The sequence below is a fragment of the Tenuifilum sp. 4138str genome (genome assembly GCF_041102575.1).
GTDB lineage: Bacteria > Bacteroidota > Bacteroidia > Bacteroidales > Tenuifilaceae > Tenuifilum > Tenuifilum osseticum.
Genome location: NZ_JBGCUE010000022.1, coordinates 1 through 5216, shown reverse-complemented (window position 1 = coordinate 5216; position 5216 = coordinate 1). Strand labels below are relative to the sequence as shown.

The window sequence follows — 5216 nt, the reverse complement described above, 5'->3', positions numbered from 1 at the left end:
TTTGGGGTAACCCCTTGCGCGGGACGGAAAAAGTTACTACCTTTGCAGCCCTGTTCGGAGGAGCGGGGAGCGGAGAGAAAAGATGGTGATACGTAAGGCCGTACCCGGAGGGGTACGGGTCGATATACGGAAGGAGTTCTTTGGCGCGATGGTACCGATTTAGGAAAAGCAGCAGTAAAAGAAGAAGACAGTCAAGCCTGAGAGGAACGCCCCGCGCGGGGGAAACGCGCGGACCGGGTGGTCAGATAGTAAGTAGGACAGCTTTCTGTACAGCGGAGAGTTTGATCCTGGCTCAGGATGAACGCTAGCGGCAGGCCTAACACATGCAAGTCGAGGGGCAGCGCGGTGCAGCAATGCGCTGGCGGCGACCGGCGTACGGGTGCGTAACGCGTATGCAACCTGCCCCGCACCGGGGGATAGCCCGCCGAAAGGCGGATTAATACCCCATGGCCCCGGGGGCCCGCATGGGCATCCGGGTAAAGCTCCGGCGGTGCGGGATGGGCATGCGTGCCATTAGCTGGCTGGTGGGGTAACGGCCCACCAGGGCAACGATGGCTAGGGGGTCTGAGAGGATGGTCCCCCACACTGGTACTGAGACACGGACCAGACTCCTACGGGAGGCAGCAGTGAGGAATATTGGTCAATGGGCGGAAGCCTGAACCAGCCATGCCGCGTGCGGGATGAAGGCCCTACGGGTTGTAAACCGCTTTTCCCCGGGAAGAATAACCCCGACGCGTCGGGGGATGCCGGTACCGGGGGAATAAGGATCGGCTAACTCCGTGCCAGCAGCCGCGGTAATACGGAGGATCCGAGCGTTATCCGGATTTACTGGGTTTAAAGGGTGCGTAGGCGGCCCTGCAAGTCAGCGGTGAAATGTGGCGGCTCAACCGTTTCGCTGCCGCTGATACTGTGGGGCTTGGATGCGGTCGAGGCGGGTGGAATTCGTGGTGTAGCGGTGAAATGCATAGATATCACGAGGAACGCCGATAGCGAAGGCAGCTCGCCGGGCCGCGATCGACGCTGAGGCACGAAAGCGTGGGGATCAAACAGGATTAGATACCCTGGTAGTCCACGCCGTAAACGATGATGGCTGGGTGTGCGCCCGCGAGGGCGCGTGCCTGAGGGAAACCATTAAGCCATCCACCTGGGGAGTACGGCCGCAAGGCTGAAACTCAAAGGAATTGACGGGGGCCCGCACAAGCGGAGGAACATGTGGTTTAATTCGATGATACGCGAGGAACCTTACCTGGGCTCGAACGCTTCTGGAATCACGCCGAAAGGCGTGAGCCGGCAACGGCCGGGAGCGAGGTGCTGCATGGTTGTCGTCAGCTCGTGCCGTGAGGTGTCGGGTTAAGTCCCATAACGAGCGCAACCCCTACCGCCAGTTGCCAGCGGGTGAAGCCGGGGACTCTGGCGGGACTGCCGGCGTAAGCCGAGAGGAAGGCGGGGATGACGTCAAATCAGCACGGCCCTTACGTCCAGGGCTACACACGTGTTACAATGGCCGGTACAGAGGGAGGCGACCCCGCGAGGGGGAGCGGATCCCGAAAGCCGGTCGTAGTTCGGATCGGGGTCTGGAACCCGACCCCGTGAAGCCGGATTCGCTAGTAATCGCGCATCAGCCATGGCGCGGTGAATACGTTCCCGGGCCTTGTACACACCGCCCGTCAAGCCATGGGAGCCGGGGGTACCTGAAGTGCGTGGCCGCGAGGAGCGCCCTAGGGTAAGACCGGTGACTGGGGCTAAGTCGTAACAAGGTAGCCGTACCGGAAGGTGCGGCTGGAATACCTCCTTTCTGGGGCCGGGTCTGCGGCCCGCGGGGGAGTCCCGGGCAGGCTGTCGCTGCGGCCCATCCGGTCGGTACCAAAACGCGTTATACTTAATGGGGAATTAGCTCAGTTGGCTAGAGCACTAGCTTTGCAAGCTAGGGGTCAAGGGTTCGACTCCCTTATTCTCCACTAAAACTGAATAACGTTTCAGTTTCAAGGTTTGAAATAATACAGAAGATAATTATCCAAATTATTGGAATTTAAATGGTTAACTCCGATTATCTTCTCGTTAAACGTTCTTTGACGTGGTGAGACCGAGGTAGATAAGAAAGACTTGTAGAGAGGATCACCCATGGGCCCGTGAGGGACCAGGGGTTGCGGGCGCGGGGCCGGGGAGGCCGGTTCCGCGCCGGGAAAGTGAGAAAGGGCGCACGGGGGATGCCTAGGCTTCCGGAGGCGAAGAAGGACGTGACAAGCTGCGATAAGCCCTGGGGAGGCGCATGTAGCCGGTGATCCGGGGATTTCCGAATGGGGCAACCCGGCACGCGGGAGGCGTGCCATCCCGCCTGGGGGCGGGAGGCGAACCCGGGGAACTGAAACATCTAAGTACCCGGAGGAGGAGAAAACAACAGTGATTCCCCGAGTAGTGGCGAGCGAAAGGGGAATAGCCCAAACCGCAGCGGTTTCGGCCGCGGCGGGGTAGTAGGGCCGCCAGGAGGTTGCGAGCGGCGAGGCGGAACGGCCTGGAACGGCCGGCCGTAGCGGGTGAGAGCCCCGTACGCGAAAGCGGCGAGCGACCGGGCGGGACCCTGAGTAGGGCGGGGCACGTGAAACCCTGTCCGAAACAGCCGGGACCATCCGGCAAGGCTAAATACTCCCGGAAGACCGATAGCGGACCAGTACCGTGAGGGAAAGGTGAAAAGCACCGCGAGCAGCGGGGTGAAAGAGAGCCTGAAACCGTGCGCCTACAAGCGGTCGGAGTCCCCTTGGTGGGATGACGGCGTGCCTTTTGCATAATGAGCCTACGAGTTGCCGTGACCGGCGAGGTTAACCCCGTGGACGGGGGGAGCCGAAGCGAAGGCGAGTCCGAATAGGGCGTATAGTCGGTCGGGGCAGACGCGAAACCTTGCGATCTACCCATGGCCAGGCTGAAGTCCCGGTAACACGGGATGGAGGGCCGAACCGGTGAGCGTTGAAAAGCTCTCGGATGAGCTGTGGGTAGGGGTGAAAGGCCAATCAAGCTGGGAAATAGCTCGTACTCCCCGAAATGCCTTTTGGGGCAGCCTCGGGATACGCGCGCGGAGGTAGAGCTACCGATTGGGTGCGAGGGTTTCACCGCCTATCAAGCCCAGACGAACTCCGAATGCCGCGAGGCGGTTTCCCGGGAGAGAGCCGCGGGGTGCTAAGGTCCCGCGACGAGAGGGGAAGAACCCGGACCGGCGGCTAAGGTCCCGAAGCGTACGCTAAGTCGAGGAAACGAGGTGCGGCTGCAGTGACAGCTAGGATGTTGGCTTGGAAGCAGCCATTCATTCAAAGAGTGCGTAACAGCTCACTAGTCGAGCGGCCGTGCGTGGATAATAAGCGGGCGTCAAGCGTACCACCGAAGCCCCGGGTTCCCGCTCAGGCGGGAGCGGTAGGGGAGCATTCCATGGGCTGGGAAGCCGGGCCGTGAGGCGCGGTGGAGCGCATGGAAAGGCAAATGTAGGCATGAGTAACGACAATGCGGGCGAGAAACCCGCACACCGTAAGGCCAAGGGTTCCTGATCAACGCTAATCGGATCAGGGTTAGCCGGGTCCTAAGGCGAACCCGAGGGGGGAAGCCGATGGGCATCGGGTTAATAGTCCCGAGCTGGCGTGGGGTGCGATCCGGGGACGGATCCGCGCGGCGCGCACGTACCGACGGACATGGTGCGTTGAGCCTAGCCCACGGGCGAAGCGAGCGCGCGAGGCGGGTCCCGAGAAAAGCCGGTAAGCTATAGCCCCACGGCACCCGTACCGTAAACCGACACAGGTGGCCGGGGAGAGTATCCCAAGGTGCTCGAGTGAATCATGGCCAAGGAACTCGGCAAACTGACCCTGTAACTTCGGGATAAAGGGTCCCCCGGGCAACCGGGGGCGCAGAGAAGTGGCCCAGGCGACTGTTTACCAAAAACACATGGCTCTGCCAAACCGTGAGGTGACGTATAGGGCCTGACACCTGCCCGGTGCCGGAAGGTTAAGGGGGGGGGTTATCCGCGAGGAGAAGCCCTGAACCGAAGCCCCGGTAAACGGCGGCCGTAACTATAACGGTCCTAAGGTAGCGAAATTCCTTGTCGGGTAAGTTCCGACCTGCACGAATGGTGTAACGATCTGGGCGCTGTCTCGGCCATGAGCTCGGTGAAATTGAAGTCGCGGTGAAGATGCCGCGTACCCGCAACGGGACGGAAAGACCCCGTGAACCTTTACTGCAGCTTAGCGCTGGTACTGGGTGCGCGATGTGTAGGATAGGCCGGAGGCTGAGAGCCGGCCCCGCCAGGGGTCGGGGAGCCGCCCTTGAAATACGGCCCTTCGCGTGCCTGGGATCTAATCCCGGTTGGACCGGGAGACACCGCTTGGCGGGTAGTTTGACTGGGGTGGTCGCCTCCAAAAGGGTAACGGAGGCTTCCCAAGGTGCCCTCAGCGCGAATGGTAACCGCGCGGGGAGTGCAATGGCACAAGGGCGCTTGACTGTGAGGCCGACAAGCCGAGCAGGTGCGAAAGCAGGGCATAGTGATCCGGTGGTTCCGCATGGAAGGGCCATCGCTCAAAGGATAAAAGGTACTCCGGGGATAACAGGCTGATCGCCGCCAAGAGCTCACATCGACGCGGCGGTTTGGCACCTCGATGTCGGCTCGTCACATCCTGGGGCTGGAGAAGGTCCCAAGGGTTCGGCTGTTCGCCGATTAAAGTGGCACGCGAGCTGGGTTCAGAACGTCGTGAGACAGTTCGGTCCCTATCTGTTGCGGGCGTAGGAGGCCTGAGGGGCCCTGGCACTAGTACGAGAGGACCGTGCTGGACGCACCGCTGGTGTACCTGTTGTGGCGCCAGCCGCACCGCAGGGTAGCCAAGTGCGGACGGGATAAGCGCTGAAAGCATCTAAGCGCGAAGCCCCCCCCAAGATGAGGCCTCCCTCAAGGGTCCCCGTAGACGACGGGGTTGATAGGCTGCAGGTGTACGGTCCGCGAGGGCCTCAGCCGAGCAGTACTAATGGCCCGAGACTTTCCCGGCGCGGGGCGGGTCACCGCCCCCCGAGCCGTCTACTTCGGTCGCGTCACGTTATAAAAAAAAGGCATAAGCCCGGAACAGCCGGGTAAGGGCTTTGGGTGGCTACAGCGGCGGGGATCACCCCTTCCCATTCCGAACAGGGCAGTTAAGCCCGCCAGCGCCGATGGTACTGCGTCACAGCGGGAGAGTAGGTCGCCGCCCCCC

Annotated in this window: 1 tRNA gene and 3 rRNA genes; all 4 read left to right on the top strand. The window is 61.6% G+C overall.

The features are described 5' to 3' along the window. Nucleotides 1-269: 269 nt before the first annotated feature. A 16S ribosomal RNA gene (locus AB6811_RS13745) occupies nt 270-1795 on the top strand. 89 nt (nt 1796-1884) lie between these two features. After that, nucleotides 1885-1958 (top strand) — tRNA-Ala (locus AB6811_RS13740). Nucleotides 1959-2180: 222 nt separating this feature from the next. Beyond that, a 23S ribosomal RNA gene (locus tag AB6811_RS13735) occupies nt 2181-5014 on the top strand. 92 nt (nt 5015-5106) lie between these two features. Beyond that, nucleotides 5107-5216, top strand: a 5S ribosomal RNA gene (gene rrf, locus AB6811_RS13730). Together the 16S, 23S and 5S rRNA genes with 1 tRNA gene alongside form the textbook arrangement of a ribosomal RNA operon.